Origin of the sequence: Acidithiobacillus ferrivorans (assembly GCF_016250455.1) — a bacterium.
Taxonomy (GTDB): domain Bacteria; phylum Pseudomonadota; class Gammaproteobacteria; order Acidithiobacillales; family Acidithiobacillaceae; genus Acidithiobacillus; species Acidithiobacillus ferrivorans.
On sequence record NZ_CP059488.1, the window covers coordinates 1,626,834 to 1,644,050 of the forward strand.

Annotated in this window: 22 protein-coding genes; 16 read left to right on the forward strand and 6 right to left on the reverse strand. The window is 55.6% G+C overall.

Going from position 1 to position 17,217, the window contains the following annotated elements:
• Window positions 1-679: 679 nt before the first annotated feature.
• Together H2515_RS08055 and H2515_RS08060 are read left to right on the forward strand one after the other, a co-directional pair.
• Complete coding sequence (locus tag H2515_RS08055) at window positions 680-1,201, forward strand: AAA family ATPase (RefSeq protein ID WP_198659788.1); 522 nt, start codon at window positions 680-682, stop codon at window positions 1,199-1,201.
• A gap of 37 nt (window positions 1,202-1,238) precedes the next feature.
• Entirely contained in the window at window positions 1,239-1,589 is a 351-nt protein-coding gene (locus H2515_RS08060; RefSeq protein WP_035191717.1) for a Rieske (2Fe-2S) protein, read from the forward strand.
• Between the two features lie 54 nt (window positions 1,590-1,643).
• Here H2515_RS08060 and H2515_RS08065 read toward each other — a convergent pair whose 3' ends face one another.
• Window positions 1,644-1,871: a type II toxin-antitoxin system Phd/YefM family antitoxin gene (locus H2515_RS08065; RefSeq protein ID WP_198659789.1), complete on the reverse strand. Its 228-nt coding sequence runs from the start codon at window positions 1,869-1,871 to the stop codon at window positions 1,644-1,646.
• Window positions 1,872-2,343: 472 nt separating this feature from the next.
• The gene (gene htpG, locus H2515_RS08070; RefSeq protein WP_198659790.1) at window positions 2,344-4,233 is read right to left on the reverse strand and encodes a molecular chaperone HtpG; all 1,890 of its coding nucleotides are present in this window, start codon (window positions 4,231-4,233) and stop codon (window positions 2,344-2,346) included.
• A 179-nt stretch (window positions 4,234-4,412) separates the two neighbouring features.
• Here htpG and H2515_RS08075 point away from each other — a divergent pair, with 179 nt between their 5' ends.
• Both H2515_RS08075 and H2515_RS08080 read left to right on the forward strand, forming a co-directional pair.
• Complete coding sequence (locus H2515_RS08075) at window positions 4,413-4,670, forward strand: AbrB/MazE/SpoVT family DNA-binding domain-containing protein (protein ID WP_035191490.1); 258 nt, start codon at window positions 4,413-4,415, stop codon at window positions 4,668-4,670.
• Window positions 4,667-4,993 carry a type II toxin-antitoxin system PemK/MazF family toxin gene (locus tag H2515_RS08080; RefSeq protein WP_198659791.1) on the forward strand — a complete coding sequence of 109 codons (327 nt, stop codon included), beginning with the start codon at window positions 4,667-4,669 and terminating at the stop codon, window positions 4,991-4,993. Before H2515_RS08075 ends, H2515_RS08080 begins: the two co-directional genes overlap by 4 nt.
• 22 nt (window positions 4,994-5,015) lie before the next feature.
• On the opposite strand, the gene H2515_RS08085 is transcribed toward H2515_RS08080, so the two are convergent.
• The 3 genes from H2515_RS08085 to H2515_RS08095 all read right to left on the reverse strand — a co-directional run bounded on the left by H2515_RS08085 (window position 5,016) and on the right by H2515_RS08095 (window position 6,071).
• A complete protein-coding gene (locus H2515_RS08085; protein ID WP_198659792.1) occupies window positions 5,016-5,417 on the reverse strand; it encodes a type II toxin-antitoxin system VapC family toxin in 402 nt (133 codons plus the stop codon).
• Window positions 5,414-5,665 (reverse strand): AbrB/MazE/SpoVT family DNA-binding domain-containing protein, encoded by a 252-nt coding sequence (locus tag H2515_RS08090; protein WP_014028964.1) that lies wholly within the window; start codon window positions 5,663-5,665, stop codon window positions 5,414-5,416. Before H2515_RS08090 ends, H2515_RS08085 begins: the two co-directional genes overlap by 4 nt.
• Before the next feature lie 124 nt (window positions 5,666-5,789).
• Window positions 5,790-6,071, reverse strand: a complete 282-nt coding sequence (locus H2515_RS08095; RefSeq protein WP_198659793.1) for a ribbon-helix-helix domain-containing protein — start codon at window positions 6,069-6,071, stop codon at window positions 5,790-5,792.
• Window positions 6,072-6,116: 45 nt separating this feature from the next.
• On the opposite strand from H2515_RS08095, the gene H2515_RS16620 reads away from it, so the two are divergent.
• Entirely contained in the window at window positions 6,117-6,488 is a 372-nt protein-coding gene (locus H2515_RS16620) for a type II toxin-antitoxin system YhaV family toxin (RefSeq protein WP_456298299.1), read from the forward strand.
• On the opposite strand, the gene H2515_RS08105 is transcribed toward H2515_RS16620, so the two are convergent.
• Complete coding sequence (locus tag H2515_RS08105) at window positions 6,370-6,864, reverse strand: tetratricopeptide repeat protein (protein ID WP_198659794.1); 495 nt, start codon at window positions 6,862-6,864, stop codon at window positions 6,370-6,372. The genes H2515_RS16620 and H2515_RS08105 overlap by 119 nt on opposite strands.
• Window positions 6,865-7,242: 378 nt before the next feature.
• Here H2515_RS08105 and H2515_RS16395 point away from each other — a divergent pair, with 378 nt between their 5' ends.
• From H2515_RS16395 to H2515_RS08160, 11 genes are all read left to right on the forward strand, one after another.
• Window positions 7,243-7,773: a prepilin-type N-terminal cleavage/methylation domain-containing protein gene (locus H2515_RS16395; protein ID WP_198659795.1), complete on the forward strand. Its 531-nt coding sequence runs from the start codon at window positions 7,243-7,245 to the stop codon at window positions 7,771-7,773.
• A 223-nt stretch (window positions 7,774-7,996) separates the two neighbouring features.
• Window positions 7,997-8,488 (forward strand): hypothetical protein, encoded by a 492-nt coding sequence (locus H2515_RS08115; protein WP_198659796.1) that lies wholly within the window; start codon window positions 7,997-7,999, stop codon window positions 8,486-8,488.
• A 20-nt stretch (window positions 8,489-8,508) separates the two neighbouring features.
• Entirely contained in the window at window positions 8,509-8,721 is a 213-nt protein-coding gene (locus H2515_RS08120; protein WP_035191500.1) for a hypothetical protein, read from the forward strand.
• Window positions 8,722-8,801: 80 nt separating this feature from the next.
• A complete protein-coding gene (locus H2515_RS08125; RefSeq protein WP_198659797.1) occupies window positions 8,802-10,061 on the forward strand; it encodes a type II secretion system F family protein in 1,260 nt (419 codons plus the stop codon).
• Window positions 10,051-10,635, forward strand: coding sequence for a GspH/FimT family pseudopilin (locus H2515_RS08130; RefSeq protein ID WP_198659798.1), 585 nt, complete (start codon window positions 10,051-10,053; stop codon window positions 10,633-10,635). Before H2515_RS08125 ends, H2515_RS08130 begins: the two co-directional genes overlap by 11 nt.
• A gap of 11 nt (window positions 10,636-10,646) precedes the next feature.
• Complete coding sequence (locus tag H2515_RS08135) at window positions 10,647-11,123, forward strand: prepilin-type N-terminal cleavage/methylation domain-containing protein (protein WP_198659799.1); 477 nt, start codon at window positions 10,647-10,649, stop codon at window positions 11,121-11,123.
• Between the two features lie 2 nt (window positions 11,124-11,125).
• A complete protein-coding gene (locus H2515_RS08140; RefSeq protein WP_198659800.1) occupies window positions 11,126-12,286 on the forward strand; it encodes a PilW family protein in 1,161 nt (386 codons plus the stop codon).
• Complete coding sequence (locus H2515_RS08145) at window positions 12,283-12,867, forward strand: hypothetical protein (RefSeq protein ID WP_198659801.1); 585 nt, start codon at window positions 12,283-12,285, stop codon at window positions 12,865-12,867. Before H2515_RS08140 ends, H2515_RS08145 begins: the two co-directional genes overlap by 4 nt.
• Complete coding sequence (locus tag H2515_RS08150) at window positions 12,864-16,301, forward strand: pilus assembly protein (protein ID WP_198659802.1); 3,438 nt, start codon at window positions 12,864-12,866, stop codon at window positions 16,299-16,301. Before H2515_RS08145 ends, H2515_RS08150 begins: the two co-directional genes overlap by 4 nt.
• 477 nt (window positions 16,302-16,778) lie before the next feature.
• On the forward strand, window positions 16,779-16,985 hold the full coding sequence (locus H2515_RS08155; protein WP_198659803.1) for a hypothetical protein: 207 nt from the start codon (window positions 16,779-16,781) through the stop codon (window positions 16,983-16,985).
• Entirely contained in the window at window positions 16,982-17,146 is a 165-nt protein-coding gene (locus H2515_RS08160; protein ID WP_198659804.1) for a DUF2283 domain-containing protein, read from the forward strand. Before H2515_RS08155 ends, H2515_RS08160 begins: the two co-directional genes overlap by 4 nt.
• Window positions 17,147-17,217: the final 71 nt, after the last annotated feature.

Consider the following 17,217-nt stretch of genomic DNA (forward strand, 5'->3'; position numbering starts at 1 on the left):
TTGATACGAATCTTAGTGGGTGCGTTCTGACTGTTCTGCTTCGTGAGTGCATTAATTCTGAGGAAAATTCGCTCCTGATCTAATGGATGGATCAACTCTATGATGTCCTTACCCATGAATGACTCAATATTGATGCCATCGAATAAATTAACAGCTGCGGAGTTAATGAAAATGATTTTCCGGTTCTTCGTGATGACCTGCGGTGTGGGGTGTTGCTGGAGGACGTCCATCCAGCCACCATCCATTAGGAGATCATATAACTCTGATGGTGCCGATTTTTCGTCACGACTTATCATATCACCTCCAATCACAATACAAGGCTGCGCTGGGGTCACAAACGATCCATCATCGCATTGGCCCATAAAATGCCTTGAGGGTAAGATTAGGACACTTCAGTGGAGATCGCCATTTTCATGCCACTGCCTTGAGGTTGCGCATAGGCATGGCGTCCTTGCCGGTCATCGGCTATTATGCTGCCCCGGCACCTCAAATAGCCGATTTTTTCGGCCCGGTGTAGCAACTTTCAACCGCTGGATTGTGTCAATTATCTCCGCCGCTGACGTGGCGGCAAGCGGCACCTTCCTTGCCTTATGGCTGCCTGCAAAAGCAGTACCATATTCTGAGTTGCGATCAGGCGGATTGTGCCGCCATACTCACAAACGATGCACGCCAGGTAACCATGTTATTGAAAGAAAAACCTTCACCGTTGATCATCTTCACCGTCGGCACGTCCGCCAGTGGCAAAAGCACTTGGGCGCGCGCTATGCAGACCCAATACTCCAGCTTGAATATTCACGTCATCGAGCGGGATGCCATTCGAGCAACCTTGCATAAGGCGTCTGGGCAGCCGTTCTCTTGGCAGACCTGGGACAAAGCGCAGGAAGATCATGTGCAATCGCTCTGGGAAGAAGCCATTTGCCAGGCAATAACGGAAGCAGACGTATTGATTATCGCAGACACGCATCTTGATCCAGAGCGCCTGGCTCCCTATGCGGAATGGATGCGGTCGCTGCAGACGACAGGAAGCCATCTGGAAATGATCATCCAGTATTTTTCATCCATACCGCTGATAGACCTCATTCGTCGAGACCAGGGACGGGTCAATGCAGTCGGCGGTACGGTGTTGCGTGAGCAGCTTCAGCGGTTACAGCCGGAGGAGCATTACTGGCGGGCGGTTGAATTGAAACGCACAAACCAGTAAATTTACAAGGGTTTTCAAACACAGGAGAACGTTTATCATGGCTAAAAGCAAAATTGGGGCGCAAGACGATTTCCCCAGGGGCCAAACCAAGGCCTGTCAGGTTGCGGGCTATGATCTTGCCGTCTATGCACTGAGCGACGGTTATTATGCCACCCAGGCTAGATGCACGCACCTGAAGGCGTCATTAACGGACGGCAAAATCATTGATGACCAGCTCATCCAATGCCATCGGCACCACGCGCGTTTTGATATCCGCTCCGGCGAGGTCGTGGACTGGGCTAACTTCCCCCCAGGTATTCAGTTGCTGAATTTTATATGCCCCAGAAAAGCGCTCAAAACATTTCCGGTGAGCGTGGAAGATGGCACACTCTACGTCGAAATCTCATAACTCAAACCCCAAGGCCCGCAGTTTCGCCTTGGCGACGCTAGCAGCCTGTCGGTCTTAGCTCACGACTGCAGCTTCCAAATCGAGCCCTCGCAGTGGAGAGTCCGCGAAGAATTCGGATAACGTCTGATTCGGCCGTGTCAACGTCCGAAACTGTTCTACGGAGAGCACTACAACCGCGGGCTCACCATGTAAGGTGATGGTTTGCGGACCATCGTTGCGGGCACGCTTCACGACATCGCTCAAATGATTGCGCGCCTCCTGTAAAGGCCACTGAGTATTCATGGCAGACCCCCTTCCAGACTTCTGGCGTGACTAGCCAGTTTAGTATAAGCAATTTTTACGCTTGCTAACAGCAGAAACTCATTCAACCTTTTGATCAAACGTTTTTTTACCATACCATGCTGGGCTATTGTTCCGTCCTAATGCGCTGCTTCCGGCACTGTTGCCCATGAAGGCATTATAAACGCGTCAGCCATATACAGCAGATTTTGGTATGCTTCAGCCATATTGATTTCCAAGGATACCCTACCGTTGGCCTTGATCCCGAAAGATCTCCATTCTCTTGATGCCGATACACGAACTGTAGCAGATGCCATGGTACTGCTCTGGACCTGGCGCCCCCGAACAGCCGTTTACGAAGTGATCCAGAAGTGGGGCTGAGCAGACGTCGGTTCTCCGCTGGACTCCACCACATGTCAAACATCTACGGTCACCCCGGCAGAGCCGGGGGATTCCAGTTTTTGCTTAAACAAGCTCAGCCTGCCAGCGCAAGCATCAACTGATTGATGCGAGCGACGAAACCGGCAGGATCTTCCAATTGTCCCCCTTCAGCCAGAATCGCCTGATCCAGCAGCAGTGCTGACCATTCGGCGAAGCGAGTATCGTCTTTTTCGCCTTCTATGCGTACCAGCATGGGATGGGTGGGGTTGATCTCCAGGACAGGTTTGGTGCTGGATACTTCGTGGCCGGCCTGCTTGAGCAATTGCTGCATGTACAGGGCCATATCCCGCTCGCCCAGGACGATACAGGCCGGAGAGCTGGTCAGACGGTGGGAGACGCGCACAGCCTCCACCCGCTCGCCCAAGGCGTTTTTGATGCGTTCTACCAAACCCTCAGCACCCTTTTCGGTTTCTTCCTGCGATTTGCGTTCTTCTTCGGTTTCGATGGTGCCCAGGTCAAGGGTACCTTTGGCGACGGATGCCAGTGCCTTACCCTCAAATTCGGGCAGATGGCTGGTCAGCCATTCATCTACGCGATCACTGAGTAGCAATACTTCGATGCCTTTTTTGCGCAGCAACTCCAACTGCGGGCTGTTTTTGGCGGCAAGGAAGGAGTCCGCAGTGATGTAGTAAATTTTGTCCTGACCCTCGGCCATACGCGCGAGGTAATCGGCCAGCGATACATTTTGCGTGTCCGTGTCCGTGTGCGAACTGGCGAAGCGTAGCAGCTTGGCGATCTGTTCGCGGTTGCTGTAATCCTCACCCGGACCTTCCTTGAGTGCCCGTCCGAATTCATTCCAAAACGTCTGATACTTTTCGGGCTCTTTCTCGGCCATGTCCTCCAGGAGACTCAGTATTCGTTTCACCGAACCGGAGCGCATCTGATCAATGACTCGGTTACCCTGCAGAATCTCGCGGGAGACGTTAAGAGGCAAATCGCAGGAATCGATCACACCGCGCACAAAGCGCAGGTAGCGGGGAAGAAGCTGCTCGGCATCGTCCATGATGAAGACGCGCTGCACATAGAGCTTGATACCGTGGGAATGGTTGTGATCCCAGAGATCAAAGGGTGCTTTGGCCGGAATGAAGAGTAAGGAGGTGTATTCCAGTCGTCCTTCAACATGGTTGTGGCTCCAGGTCAGAGGGTCGCCATAGTCGTGGCTGACGTAGCGATAAAACTCCTTGTACTCGTCGTCGCTGATCTCGGACTTGGATCGTTGCCAGAGAGCCGAGGCCTTATTGACCGTTTCCCATTCGTCACCAGGCTTGCCATCTTCGCCCATTTTGCGCATACGGATCGACAGGGGTATATGATCCGAATACTTGTTAATGATGCTGCGTAAGCGCCAGGCGCTGAGCAGGTCCTGGCGCTCTTCCTCGCGCAAGTGCAAGACGATTTCGGTACCGTGCGCGGGCAGATTCAGGGTTTCCAGGGTGTAGGTTCCGGTACCGTCCGACTCCCAGCGAATACCATGCTCGGCTTCCATGCCGGCGCGGCGCGTGTTCAGGATGACGCGATCTGCAACGATGAATGCCGAATAAAAACCTACTCCGAACTGGCCGATCAGTTTGGCGTCTTTGGTCTGATCGCCGCTGAGGCGTTCAAAGAACTCGCGCGTCCCGGATTTGGCGATAGTGCCGATATTGGCAATCACCTCGTCGCGGTTCATGCCAATACCGTTGTCTCGCACGGTAATGGTGCCGGCCTCGGGATCGAAGTCCACCTCCACCCTGAGTTCGCTGTCACCGGTTAAGAGGGCGGGGTCGGCCAATGCCTCGAAACGCAGCTTGTCGCAGGCGTCAGAGGCATTGGAGACCAATTCGCGCAGAAAGATCTCTTTGTTGGAGTAAAGCGAATGGATCATCAACTGCAATAGCTGATTGATCTCGGTTTGAAATTGCATGGTTTCCTTGCTGGCGGTCATTATCTCTCCTGAATTAACTGGGTTCGCGCAGAGAGCGAACGGTTGAATGTAAGCAGGTTGAAAATGGTGTCTGCCAAAGGAAAAATCAAGGCCGCACGCAGGTATCCAGGAGGTATCTCACAGGCTGACGTCGCGCCCCACATCGTGACGATCTCGTTCGACTTCCAGATTGAGTCCTCATGTACACAACCAATCTGCGCAAGGTCGGCGGCTCGGTCATGTTGGTCGTCCCGCCGGCGTTCCTCGATCAACTGCACCTACAAGCTGGGGCTACGGTAGGCGTCGTTGTTACTGAAGGCCGCCTAGTGATCGATCCCAAGCCCAGGCCGCGTTACACGCTCGCGGAGCTGCTGGCCGCGTCGGACTATTCACAACCACAACCGCCTGAAGAACGCGAATGGGTCGATGCGCCCGCCGTGGGTGGTGAGTTGATATGAGGCGTGGTGACATTTACCTGGTCTCACTTGATCCGACCGAAGGGCGCGAGCAGCGCGGCAGCCGTCCCGTGCTTGTCGTGTCGCCTGCCGAGTTCAACGAGGCGACCAAGTTGCCAGTGATTTGCCCGATCACGAACGGCGGCGACTTCGCCCGCCGCATCGGGTTCGCCGTTCCCGTGACCGGCATCAAGACAACCGGCGTCGTGCGCTGCGATCAACCACGTGTGCTTGATCTTGGTGCCCGCAACGCCCGCAAGGTGGACACCTTGCCAACATCAATCCTGGAAGAAGTGTTAGCGAAACTTGCTCCGATTTTCGAGTGATTAGTCAACGAGGTGGAAACCATTATCCAGGCAGTAGAAGCGCTGATTGACCTTGCGCCAAAAAAAGTGACGCCGCTTTTTTGTCGAAGGAAACGAAGGTTTCCCCGCCAAGCCAGTTGCCCTCGTAGGCAATGACGCCATCGGCAAAATCCCCGCCAGCTTCGAGCACCGACAGGCCAGCCTCTACGGCCGGCCTATTCACTTCCACATTGGCGGCTGCAAGTAGAGCGCGGATCGCGGCGGCTGCATCTGTGGGTTGGAGGCTGTAGACCCTGAGCAGAACCCATACAAATTCGCACAGGCACGGAAGTGCGACCGCAATCAATTCGGCATCGATCAAAACCTTGGCGGCGATGCCCGCTTGTGCGGGGTCGTCACGCACAGCAGCACGAACAAGTACGTTGGTATCAACAGCGACCCTCATTCTTTACCTGCCCAACCTTGCGCGGTCGCCGCGTTGATTTCTTCAATGGTAGCGACTTTCTTTGTCCGCCCCGCGAGCAATCCGATGAAGCCATTAACCGTGCCAGTTGGCCGCGCTGCTTTGAGTACGCCCCGGCCATCTGGCAATAAATCCAATTCGATTTTCTCACCGGGCCTAATGCCGAGGTGTTGTAGTACCTCTTTCCTAAACGTCACTTGCCCCCGTGCGGTAACTGTCAATGTGGTCATGGTGATGCCCTCGGAGTCTCTTGATGTGGATACATTGCAGTGTAATGCACAATCGCCTTACTTTCGATGCAGCGCATGTGGACCGCATGGGTAAACCCAATTGGGACGCCATCCTGAGACAGTTTTAGTGTCTCAATAGGGTTGTTTGGTGATTTTCGGCGGCCAAGCGGGCACGCACTTGGTCAACGCTGACGGCGCGGGATGGATCAGCCTTTAAGGCGTCATAAGCGGGACCGGCTTGGTTGTATAGCCAGCTTTCCACGGCGCGATCCCGCGCCATCAGCGCCCGCAGTCCGTCCCTGATCACTTCACTTTCACTGGCGTACTCGCCAGAGCGCACCTTGGTCTTCACCACGTCTGCCATGTCGTTGGGCAGGGTAATGCTCATTTGCTGAGTGGTTCGCATGACTGATTCCTTTCATAATAATGGGATTAAATCCTACTCTTTTGGGTGATCAGTAGTCCAGCTTTCTCGAAACTCACCGTTCTGCGCAACCTGAACTACCGACAGGGCAATACAATGGGCCAGGATTACCGTCACTGGCGCCGAGCCAAAATTGGCCGGAGGTTCCGGCTGTTCTTTCGCTATGACTCCAGAACGCAGATTATTGTCTATGCGTGGGTCAATGACGGACAGACCATGCGCTCCGCCGGCAGCAAGTCCGATCCCTACGCTGTATTAATGCCATCGGCACCACGAAATCTCATAACTCAAACCCCAAGGCTCGCAGTTTCGGCTTGGCGACGCTATGGCCAAGGGTCGCCGCCTTCCCAAGCCACTGGATGCCGAGCGCATGGTTTTTCTCGACGCCAATCCCGTTGAGGTAGCAGATTGAGAGCCACTCCATGGCGTCTGCATGCCCCTTTTTCGCCGCGGCGTCAAACCAATCAGTGGCGATTTTGTAGGCATTAGCCGCATAAAAATAGGTGCCGACATGGTTCATACTGGCGGCATCCCCTACCTCCGCCTGCAGGATCTCCTGGACGCAGGCGTCCGCCATTTTCATGGGTATGTACGGGGCCAAGCTGGAGAGGTCTATTTTCCACATCAATCCACCGGGACCACGCTCGGCATGAACCCGCTCGCCGCTTATCGACCCGGACTCCAGCCAGTTGTTGACCGTTCGCACGGATTTGCCTGCCAGCAGAGCCGCCGTTTGGGTGCTGATGTATGCGGATGAATTTTTAGATGGGTCCATTAGTATCTCCTTTTTTTCTGAGTTTCTACGGGCTTGAGTGGAAAGAAGTCTAGCATTTCCACGCACCCACATGGAAATTATGATGTTTTTCTGTATTTCCACATAACCATGTGGAAGCGGCTTCAAGCAACGGAGACGATTTCTACGCATTAACGTGGAAATTCTACAAGTTTTTTGAGGCGTGTATGTTTTCGGCTCCACGTTCCTCTACCAATCATGTCCTGCGGCGTGCATGGGAAATATAATTACCCAGTAGTTCAGAGAGGTTACAAACTGTGACACATCGTACCATATTTTATTGGCACGAATTATGCTGACTGGATGACAGCCCACGCACGTTGCCTGGGTAGCTATTCACTCCACCAGGGAGATTTACTCATGAGCAAATTCGTAGAAAAGGCGCAGGCCAGCGCCGAAGCCGGTTTCACCCTTATCGAACTGATGATCGTCATTGCGATTATCGGTATTTTGGCGGCTATCGCTATTCCGCAGTATGAGCAGTATATCGTTACCGCCAAGGCGACGACAGTCGCTCAGGATTTTCATCAGTTGGTGACCCAAGGCACGGCGGCTGTTGCAGCAGCTACGGCGGGTCAAACCACGTCCATTTCATTGCCGGGAGCATCGGCTGTCAATACGGGACCAGGATTGATAGACGATTATAACATTACCCTTAATACAAAGTTGCCGATCTCACCCACTAACAGTACCTTTGGAATCACATTCGTTCCAACAGGTGCTGCTTCTGCTGGCTTGCAAGCCGCCGTCGGTGCAGCACTTTCTTCCATGAATTTGCAAGGCTCCGGTAGTGCTGGAAGCTCAACAAGTACGTCCAATATTACTGGTTGTAATGGGGGTACGAGCTGTACTGTCACGATTAATTCAAACGGCGGTATTACGTTCTCCTAATTAAGTCAACCGCACCCCCTCGGGGGGTGCACCTTTCGGACAGTGATCTGACCTCGGCTTTACCGCTCCAGAACCCTTTCGGAAAGGTTTCCCCATGATTGCGCATCATAGCCCCTTGGCGGGACAGGACGGCTTCACCCTAATTGATCTGATGATCCTTAATAGCGTTATGCAAGTGACAAACGGTGGTACAGCGTCATGAGTAGTTCAATGGAACGCAGACATGTTTGAGCCCACTCTTCTTGCCGCCCTTATAAGCACCGGGCTTCTCCTGAAATATTGGCGTCAAGTCAAAGACCAGCAAATCATTCTTGGTTTCCTGCTTTTTGCCGTGACCACGGGCATGTTTACGCAGTATTGGGGCATCACCGGCTTGCATCTGTTTATCGGGGGCGTCGTGATCTGGCCGGTTCTGGTCTTGCTGCTGGGGAACCGTTTCCCCTGGCCGTTGGCCTATCCTCTGACCTTTATCGGCACCCTGATCCCGGACCTTTACGGCGCGGGTATCGCGGCAGACTGGCACAATGGCTGGCTCTTCGGGGTCGGTGGCGCAGGGTTTCGGGGCGGGACTTTTCTCCTGCCGCTGGAAGCCCTGATAGCGGCGGCCGGGCTGAATAAATTCGGAATATTCATGCGCAGACGCGGGTATTTTAGTAGAAGGGTGAACATCGAAGAGGATGCTTACCCCAAGGATAGAGACAGACGTACCCGATAAAAAACCACAGGAGCAGCATCATGAACGAAAGCGATCGTCAAACCCGCATCAGTCAACTCCATAACCATCGCCATGCCTTGCTTCAGCAACGCGACAGGCGGGGCGCATCCATCGCCACCATCGATATGGAACTCAATGTCGTGCGCAGCGAGTTGCAGGCGCTCTATGAAACCGGACGGAAGCCGCCGCAGCATTCCTTTGCCCCCAAGGCCACTATGCCGCAGCTCGTTTGAGCATTCCCTTCGGTAGACCTTCGCCGCCTTGCATTTTTTTGGGTTTACACTAATTAGCCCATAGAGATGGGGAGGGCGAAATGGCATCAATCCTGAATAAAGACAAGAAACCCGCAATCCGCGCGGCAAAGACCTACGACTTTACCTGGGAGGCGACCACTCCCGACGGGAGAGAAAAGAAAAAAGGCGAAATGAACGCCGTCTCCGCCAATATCGTGCGCTCCAATCTGCGCCACACGGGACTGATGCCCACCATTGTGCGCAAAGTGCCGCAACCCCTGTTCGGGGAAAAAGGCGTCAAAGAGGGGCAGTTGGTGGTGATGGTCCGTCAGCTCTCCACCATGATCAACGCCGGCGTGCCCATCGTGCAGTCCTTTGAGCTGCTCATCTCCGCCACTTCCGGCGTGGGCATGAAGAAATTGCTCAAAGGCATTCTCCAACATCTCCGGGAAGGCGAATCCCTGTCGCAAGCCATGGCCCACTTTCCCAAATACTTCGACCGCCTCTTTGTGTCCCTGATCGCCGCCGGTGAGCAGGGCGGTATCCTCGACACCATTTTGTTGCGTCTGGCCGAATACCGCGAAAAGACCCTGGCACTGAATAAAAAAGTGAAGTCGGCCATGTTCTATCCGGCGGCCATCATCACCGTCATGGTCGTCGTCGTGGTTATCCTGATGATTTTCGTCATCCCGGTATTTTCACAGTTATTCAGCAGTTTCGGAGCCACATTGCCGCTATTGACGCAGGTTGTCGTCAACATTTCCAACTGGATGAAAGGTCACTGGTATATTGTCGTGCTCGTGCCCATCGCCGCGGTATGGCTCTTTGTCTATACCTACAAGCACAATCTGTCTTTCAAGACCGTGGTAGACCGTTTCTCCCTGAAAATCCCGGTACTGGGCGACATCTTGCTTAAAGGCGCGGTGGCGCGCTTTATGCGCACCCTGTCCACCATGCAGGCGGCGGGGGTGCCCATTATGGAAGCCCTGGGAACGCTCTCCAAGGTCTCGGGCAATATCATCATCGAGCGCAGCGTCCTGGCGGCCCGTGACGACGTCGCCGGTGGTGGTCGCATCACCACCCGGCTCAAAGCCGACGGCGTCTTCCCCATCATGGCCACGCAGATGCTGGCCATCGGTGAGGAAACCGGTGCCATCGAAACCATGTCCGGCAAGGTCGCCGATTTTTACGAAGCGGATGTGGAAGAATCGGTAGACCGCCTCTCCACCCTCATGGAGCCGATGATCATGGTGGTGCTCGGCATCATCGTCGGGACCCTGGTGGTCGCCATGTATTTGCCGATCTTCAAGATGGGCGCCGTGGTGACGCATGGGGGGTGATACTGAGTCGGTGCAACCCCGTCGCGGACGCATGCGGGGATTCACCCTGATTGAGTTGATGATCACTATTGCGGTACTCGCCATTATCCTCGCCATTGCCATCCCCAATGTTGAAATCTGGATGGTGCGCGCGCGCATACAATCCGCCGCCGGAAGACTTCAGCAAGACATTCTCTGGGCCAAGGGTTACGCCATTCGCAGCGGTTATCCGGTGAGCATCAGCATTCAGGGGAGCAGCAACGCCTGCGCCTGGACCATCAGCCCGCAGACGTTCAGCACGACATTGCAAAATGTTCCGCAAATGTCCGCCCCGCAATACGCCAATCAATACCGGAACACCCCGTGTACCGTCGTGGTCGGCACCAGCCCCCCCACGGCCACGGCATTCAGTGTGACCCCCACTGGAATGGTGTACGACGCCAGCGGGGCCGTCACCAGCGCGGCCATCGCCTTTCAAGCGACCAGTTCGCAACCGGCTACCTATGGCTATTGGCAGGTAGAGGTGGGTGGCGCCGGGGATGTGCGATCCTGCGCCACCGCTTCCGCCAAAAGCACTCAGTGCAACCTCCAATGAGGGTCCTCGTCATGCACGCGCCACAGCCATCGGAGCAAGGCTTCACCCTCATCGAGACCATGATCGCCCTGGCGATTTTTGCCATTGGCTCGTTGGGTATCCTAACTATCCTTATGAACGGATTCAGCATCAACGCCGAGGGCAACAACCTCACGAGCGGTTATGAGATGGCCCAAAACGCCATCGGCATGATCCGCGCCAACGGCAGCAACGCGCTGCAATTCGACGGCGCGGCCGTCTCCAAAACAGGCAGCGTCACCATTCCCGGTAGCGCCAACACCGTGGTTGCGCAAGCGATCGTGAGCTGGAAAAACATGTTGCATCCAGCCGCCCTGCCCCCCGCCCTCCCCTCCGCCAACGGCAATATCGCGATTGTTTCCCTGCAAGGCGGCGGGATGTGCCCCTGTACCGCGACGATTTCCGTCGGCTGGGTGTCGTCCAATGGCACCCCGGAAGCCTACACCGTGCAAACCATCGTGGGGTACTGAAAATGCGCCGCACCGTCCACCCTTCTGAACACGGCTTTACCCTCACCGAACTGCTGGTGGCGTTGGTCATCGGCACCTTGCTGGCGACCGCCGTCTTTGCCTTCTTTTTGAACAGCAGCCAGATCATCACCAACCAAAGCACGACAACCGACATGTGGCAACGCGGACGCAACGCGCTGGCCCTGATGCGTCAGGCCGTGGAGTCGGCGGGATTCGGCTTGCCGCAGGCTTCTAACTGTCCCAACGGCATTGCGGCTTATATCGCCAATCAGTCCACCACCTCCCCATTTTCCATGACGGCCATCACCGCCTCCGTGCAAAGCGGCAGCGCCTACGATCCCACGACCCTCAGTCAGATCGACACGTACTCCTTGATGACCGTGACGGGAGGGGCTTCTTTTGGCAATGCCCCGGTAGCGCAGATCACTAAAACCCCAAGTAACCAGAGTGCCACACTATTTTTGAATAACGTTAACCTTATTAAAATTCATGATATGTTTGTCGTAGAACTTCCCGGACAAGCCTGTTTAATGGGCCAAGTGACCAAAGTCAACTCAAAAGGACAAGGAATAGTCGGCAATAATATAAACTTTAGTTCTGGAACATCTCCATTTAATTCACCAGGAGGATTCAGTGGAATAGCTGGAACCATTTATAATATTAATGGCATCGATTTTACCAATGCCAATTTTCTCGATCTGGGCAGCAATAACTTCACCATCAATCAATTCACCATCGGCGACAACGGCGGCACGGCAACGCCCACCCTTTACCTGACCCAATACACCACCAACCAGAGCGCGGGTACCGCCCCTGGTCGTCAGGCTTTGGCGCGCGGTGTGGTGGACCTGCAACTGGAGTACGGCCTGGGCAGTAATGGGGCCATAACGCAATGGGTATTGCCGAAAAACTATACCGCTTCCGTCACGCAGCAAATCCTCGCCGTGCGGATCGCCATGCTGGTCCGCAGCACCCGTTACATGCCCAATGAAACCAGCCCGGCCTCCTTCGCCATGCCCACCCCCACCGGACAAAGCCCACAAAGCTACAGCGTGCCCCAAAACAACGGTCCCGGCTGCCTGCAGGGTGATTGCCGCCATTATGCCTACCACCTCTTCGAGAGCGTGGTGCCGGTTCGGAATAGTATCTGGAGTGGACCATGATCCAGCACACGCAGCAGGCGCTCTCCGCGCAAAAACCGGCACGCAACGACGAGCGCGGCGCGATACTGGTGATCACCCTCGTCCTCGTGCTGGTGATCACCCTCGCGGTTCTCGCGCTCGTGTACCTGACCCGCAACAATGTCCTCATCTCTTCCAACATGGCGGTGCAAAGCGCCGCGCAGGAAGCGGCGGATCAGGGATTCAGCGCGGCGAATACGAGCTTGCAGATCCTGCCAAACTGGCCGGAAATCACTTCTCCGGGCACCTGGTACCAGCCGCTACCGGTCATCGGCGGCACCATTACGCGCCCCACCGTCCCTCCGGCCAGTTTTTGGTCCAGTTGCGGGACCAAGTGCGCCTCCATTCCGGTGAAGTACGGCAGCTTCGATTTCAACGTGCAATATACGATGTACCCCGCCGGCGCCCTCGCCACCCAGGTGGGCGGCAATGAACAAAACCAGACCGGCACCGGCCCCGGCGTGCAAAGCATACGTTATTACGTCGTCTATGTGCATACATCCAGAACCAACGGCGGTGGCCTCGGCGTCACCGTGCAGGCTATTTTAAGGAAAGTGCAATGAAAAAGAACGCACGTCAAAAGTTCATTATCAGTGCGCTCTGCCTGTCCATGGCCGCAGCGCCCCTAGCCGGTTGGAGCAGTGTCGCGCAGGCCAACAATTCCATCAATATCCCCGCTGCCAATCAGCCGCAGATCATGATCCTGCTGGACAACTCCCAAGGCATGGCGGGCGTCCTGCAAGGCCCCACCGGACTCTCCGGGGCCATTATGACCGGCTCCGGCACCGTACCCGAAGACGCCAACTCTTCCTCGCCCGCCAATTATACGGCCAGCGGCTTCACGCCTCCGGCGCTGGGGGCCTCCGGGAGCAGCGTGCCCTACTCCGTGCCCTGCAATACCTCCGGCATTACCGCCGCCGCCCAAAGCGCCTGCGCTTCCGTGGTCGCCTCCGGGTCCTCCAGTGCCTATATCGACAATTCGCAGTCCATGCTCAACGTGGCGGAACAGGCCATCGGCACCATCATCAACACCCCGGAATACAGCGACAACATCCAGTTTGGCCTGATGGATTATGTTGGAAAAAATATCAAGGACAAAGGGATATCGCTCTATAATACCTGGGCATATTACATGAGCGACAAAAATGGATTCTCCTTCGGCACCAGCGCGACGGGGGCGCCGTCCGGAGACATCGCGGTCAACAATCCGTGTTACGGATCGGTTAGCAACTCATGCGCCAGCATTTATGGTCTTGGTTATAATAACCTATCTGTATCCGGACTCTATAAAGACAAATATCTTTACGTCAACGCCAGCAGCGATGCCCCGGTCATCAATGACGTGCTATACGCCTATGCGGCACAATTCCAGCCGGGTGCCACCAATATCGCCTCCGGCGGCCCAAATCCGTACAACTTGAGCCTGTACCATTATGAACGGCAACAATCTGGCGTCAGTTATCAGAATGCCAGCAACCCACTCGGCAGCGGAATGACCCCCACCAGCGCTGGTTATTTCCCACTCTCGCAGCAGATCTGGGAGTCTCAGCGCGGTTACGCCTTCAATGCCAGCACCGCCTACAATCAGGGCAATATTGTCAGCCCCATATCCGCAACGAATAGCACCAATGCGGCCAATATCGCCAACGCCATTCTCCCGGAAGTGTTCCGAACCGACAAATCCATCAATTATGCCACCAAAGGCCCGATAACCGCCTCCGCGGGTTATTCCCCCATGGCAGGGGCCTTCAATACTGCATTGAATAATTTTCAGGAAATGCTCGATGCGAAGCCGCCGCAATCAACCCCGTGCCAGAAGAAATATGTCATCCTCATCACCGATGGACAGCCCACCCAAGGCATGAATAACGGGTATGTGTATCCGCCCTTGGGCAGCGCCTCCGCACAGATGTTCGGTGTCACCTCCATCACCGCCAGCACCTGGAGTTCAACCAACAACAACGCGGTGGTAGAAGCCATTAAGGAAATCCAAAAACTCGCCCAAAAAGGCATCAAAACCTATGTGCTGGGCGTGGGTTCCGCCGTCAATCCCAATGTGCCAGGTGCAACCGCCGCCGATCAGGCCGTAGCCCTGCAGGGGCAGGCCGTGCTCACCGCCATGGCTCAGGCGGGTGGCACCAACAGCTTCTATGCCGCAACGTCCGCCTCCGCCGTGCAATCCGCCATGAACAGCATCGTCGCCAATATTCTCGGCAAAAGCGTATCCGCGTCTTACGGCGCACCACCGTCCACAACCGTGGGGTCTTTGGAGTTTTTGCTCAAGAATGTCAACCCGATCACCGGACAGGGCGACCTCTACGCCTATGCGCTACAGAGCAATGGTACGCCAAGCTCCAGCGCATCCTGGGATGCCAACAGTAACATGAGCGCCGGCAATCGCAGTGGCGCCCTGTACACCACCACGCCCGGTGGCGCCAATGGCGCGGGGGCGGAAAGCTTGCTGCCCAGCGTGGCCTCGAAGACACCCGGCGCCTTCGGCACCCTGCCCACGAACCTGACGGCCAGCACCATTGCCAGCTACACCATCGACCCGTCTTACAGCAGCGGTGCCTATCTCGGCGGGCGTTACAGTGGCTGGTACATGGGTCTGCCCACCTCCACCCCGCCGCAAGTGCTCCCGGCCCCCAACAACGGGCAATTGCTCGGCGCAGGCGGGACCACCAACAGTTACCTGACTTTCGCCAGCAACCATGCCAACCGCCAGAATGCGGTACTCTTCAGCGATAATGACGGCTTCCTGTACGCCATGGGCTACAACAATACCGGCAGCCCTACCCTGCTCTGGGGATGGATGCCCCAGGCACTGCTACCCCAACTCCAGAATTACAACACCTTCTGGCAGGGCACGAATATGCAGGGCGGTTTCCAGACGATCGATGCCACAAATGGCGCAAATCCGGCGCAGTGGCATACTTATGTGGTCGGCAGTGCGGCCAACGGCGGTATCCTCTACGACCTCCAGTTGACCGGGACCACCACCCCCAATCTGAAACAAACCGTATGGGAGGATGATCTGGGCGGTAATTACAGCCAGCCGCTGCCCAGCAATCCGGTATTCTATCAGTTTCAGGCCGAGGGAGGTTCCAACTTCGGCCAGACCTGGGCGCTGTGGGCCGACAACAGCACCGTCAGCGGAACCACGACCAGTTACCTGATAGGGGTCAACGTCGGCACCGGGCAGAGTTTTCAGGATACCCTCCCTTTCGATGACACCGCCACCCCCTACATCGATGCCGGCGGGAATCTCTATCTGGGTGACAGCACCGGTAACCTGTACGAAATATCCTCCACCACATTGCCAACCCTGCTGGCACCCGGCAACAAGACGCTCACGCTGGCCAAGGATTTTGTGACTAAAGCGGCCATTGGCAACTATTCGTCGCAATGGTCGAACGGTATGAGTGGCACCAATCCGGGCCAAGTGCAGTACATAGGCGGCAGTTACTATCAGGGGAAAAACTATCTGCGCGTACAGGGACCCAATGGCATCACTATTTTTTCTCAGCTAAATGGCGCCTGGTCACCGGTTTGGACCGCATACGCCGGTGGTGCAGGCAATTGGAGCAGCGGTACTTTTAGTACGCCAAGCACGGGTGTCAATCCGCCCATCACGGCTTTACCAGCGGGAGCCGTCATCTCCGCACCCGCGTTGATTAACAGCGGTGCCGTCATTCTTCCCGTTACCGTGCCGCCATCTGCGGGCGCCTGTGGAGATAACGATGCTTACTACTACCTCTATGCGCTCGACAATGGGGTGTTCCCCAGCGGTACTTTCACCGACAGTACCGGGAAGGCCATTACCGGTGCAGTCTTCGTGGGTTACGGAACCGCCTTCACGCCGACCATCACCAGTTTCAATGGCCGCGCCATGTTGCAGGGTGCGGCTAACAATACCGGCTCGTCGGGAACCTTCCCCACGAGCTTTGGTGCTGGACTGCCTTTAGGTGGCCCTGCAGGATGGAAGTTCATTAATTGAGTCCCTGGAGGCAAAGAACAGCGGCAAAGCAGGTTACATTTTACTCTGGTGGACGCTGACTCCGACTGGACGGATAGCCTAATTTTGCTGGGCTCGCTCCCAAGCCGGTGGCGCTTTTCCAGACATTCCCGAGCACAACGCCTTCAATCACAACTCAGCCCGTCAGGTTTTTCCGTGGGTTGACGATGAATGGGCCTTTAGGAAGCATTCCGACGATGGCGCTATTTTCCACTACAATACGATACTAGGGGTGGCGCGCAAGGAGTACAGTTCATGGTGACTGGGAGAGATATCGGGGTCAGCACATCGCTGCTGGTGCTGGCTGGAAGGTGGGGAAACCGGTTGGAAGCACCCGCAGGCGACCCAAGATGATGGACCCTTACGATCATGTTGATGTCTGGCTCAACGCCGTGCAGGACCTGCTGGGTTTCTACAGAACCGCCATGGTGGCATAAGGCTGTCAGACGAGGTGAGTCCATGCGTCCCGTCTCATCGAAAATGGTCTTGAACCCCATGCAGGTGGCGGCCGTTACCGGCCACAAGACATTGCAGATGCTGAAACGCTATACTCACTTACGGGCTGAGGACTTGGCGAAGATGTTAAAGGTGAAGACTACCCAGTATTTTCAAACAATGCGGCTGCGCCCGGACAGGGCGGGCATTGATAGAGGATTCCAGCCATGAAAATCCAGTATTTTCAGGACACCGACACACTGTATATCGAGCTGCGGGCGTGCGACGTGGGCGAAACCAGAGACTTTGACGAAAACACCTTGATCGATGTGGATGAGCATGGAGAAATCTGCGCTCTCACCATCGAACACGCCAGCGCCCGCGCTGATTGATGTGCCACATTTTTCGTTTGAACAGGTCGGTTGGTATAGACGGTAGCCTTACGGCATCCCAAACTTCACAA

What these genes read in the sequence shown, in the direction of transcription:
- H2515_RS08135 (WP_198659799.1), top strand. Translation starts at nt 10,647, where the DNA reads ATGCACGCGCCACAGCCATCGGAGCAAGGCTTCACCCTCATCGAGACC.
- H2515_RS08120 (WP_035191500.1), top strand. Translation starts at nt 8,509, where the DNA reads ATGAACGAAAGCGATCGTCAAACCCGCATCAGTCAACTCCATAACCAT.
- H2515_RS08075 (WP_035191490.1), top strand. Translation starts at nt 4,413, where the DNA reads ATGTACACAACCAATCTGCGCAAGGTCGGCGGCTCGGTCATGTTGGTC.
- htpG (WP_198659790.1), bottom strand. Translation starts at nt 4,233, where the DNA reads ATGACCGCCAGCAAGGAAACCATGCAATTTCAAACCGAGATCAATCAG.
- H2515_RS08140 (WP_198659800.1), top strand. Translation starts at nt 11,126, where the DNA reads ATGCGCCGCACCGTCCACCCTTCTGAACACGGCTTTACCCTCACCGAA.
- H2515_RS08160 (WP_198659804.1), top strand. Translation starts at nt 16,982, where the DNA reads ATGAAAATCCAGTATTTTCAGGACACCGACACACTGTATATCGAGCTG.
- H2515_RS08115 (WP_198659796.1), top strand. Translation starts at nt 7,997, where the DNA reads ATGTTTGAGCCCACTCTTCTTGCCGCCCTTATAAGCACCGGGCTTCTC.
- H2515_RS08085 (WP_198659792.1), bottom strand. Translation starts at nt 5,417, where the DNA reads ATGAGGGTCGCTGTTGATACCAACGTACTTGTTCGTGCTGCTGTGCGT.
- H2515_RS08065 (WP_198659789.1), bottom strand. Translation starts at nt 1,871, where the DNA reads ATGAATACTCAGTGGCCTTTACAGGAGGCGCGCAATCATTTGAGCGAT.
- H2515_RS08080 (WP_198659791.1), top strand. Translation starts at nt 4,667, where the DNA reads ATGAGGCGTGGTGACATTTACCTGGTCTCACTTGATCCGACCGAAGGG.
- H2515_RS08090 (WP_014028964.1), bottom strand. Translation starts at nt 5,665, where the DNA reads ATGACCACATTGACAGTTACCGCACGGGGGCAAGTGACGTTTAGGAAA.
- H2515_RS08150 (WP_198659802.1), top strand. Translation starts at nt 12,864, where the DNA reads ATGAAAAAGAACGCACGTCAAAAGTTCATTATCAGTGCGCTCTGCCTG.
- H2515_RS08105 (WP_198659794.1), bottom strand. Translation starts at nt 6,864, where the DNA reads ATGGACCCATCTAAAAATTCATCCGCATACATCAGCACCCAAACGGCG.
- H2515_RS08060 (WP_035191717.1), top strand. Translation starts at nt 1,239, where the DNA reads ATGGCTAAAAGCAAAATTGGGGCGCAAGACGATTTCCCCAGGGGCCAA.
- H2515_RS08155 (WP_198659803.1), top strand. Translation starts at nt 16,779, where the DNA reads ATGCGTCCCGTCTCATCGAAAATGGTCTTGAACCCCATGCAGGTGGCG.
- H2515_RS08055 (WP_198659788.1), top strand. Translation starts at nt 680, where the DNA reads ATGTTATTGAAAGAAAAACCTTCACCGTTGATCATCTTCACCGTCGGC.
- H2515_RS08130 (WP_198659798.1), top strand. Translation starts at nt 10,051, where the DNA reads ATGGGGGGTGATACTGAGTCGGTGCAACCCCGTCGCGGACGCATGCGG.
- H2515_RS08145 (WP_198659801.1), top strand. Translation starts at nt 12,283, where the DNA reads ATGATCCAGCACACGCAGCAGGCGCTCTCCGCGCAAAAACCGGCACGC.
- H2515_RS08125 (WP_198659797.1), top strand. Translation starts at nt 8,802, where the DNA reads ATGGCATCAATCCTGAATAAAGACAAGAAACCCGCAATCCGCGCGGCA.
- H2515_RS08095 (WP_198659793.1), bottom strand. Translation starts at nt 6,071, where the DNA reads ATGCGAACCACTCAGCAAATGAGCATTACCCTGCCCAACGACATGGCA.
- H2515_RS16395 (WP_198659795.1), top strand. Translation starts at nt 7,243, where the DNA reads ATGAGCAAATTCGTAGAAAAGGCGCAGGCCAGCGCCGAAGCCGGTTTC.